The sequence below is a fragment of the Vibrio sp. S11_S32 genome (assembly GCF_014694465.1).
GTDB lineage: Bacteria > Pseudomonadota > Gammaproteobacteria > Enterobacterales > Vibrionaceae > Vibrio > Vibrio algicola.
Genome location: NZ_JAAUWS010000188.1, coordinates 1 through 254, shown reverse-complemented (window position 1 = coordinate 254; position 254 = coordinate 1). Strand labels below are relative to the sequence as shown.

1 pseudogene is annotated in these 254 nt (G+C 41.7%); it reads right to left on the bottom strand.

The features are described 5' to 3' along the window. A pseudogene (locus HC723_RS17630) lies at nt 1–125 on the bottom strand (ISAs1 family transposase); the annotation flags it as partial. Between the last annotated feature and the right edge of the window lie 129 nt (nt 126–254).

Below are 254 nucleotides of genomic sequence, written 5' to 3'. Positions count from 1 at the left end.
AATGATTTTTCTTCTGTTAAGAGATTTATGACCGCATGGCGTATGACTGCCAAGTTTTCACCAGCCTGCTCTCGTCTAATACGACAACTATCTTCGTTAAAGCCCACATCCAAACGCCAGTGCAGCTCAGGGCAAGATTACGAAAGCCCTTGCCCTACAAGGACTTTGGAAAGGTAATCGTTATTTCGATTTGCCTTTTTCTGCTTTCGCTTGATGCCGGCTTTAAATGATTTTTCTTCTGTTAAGAGATTTAT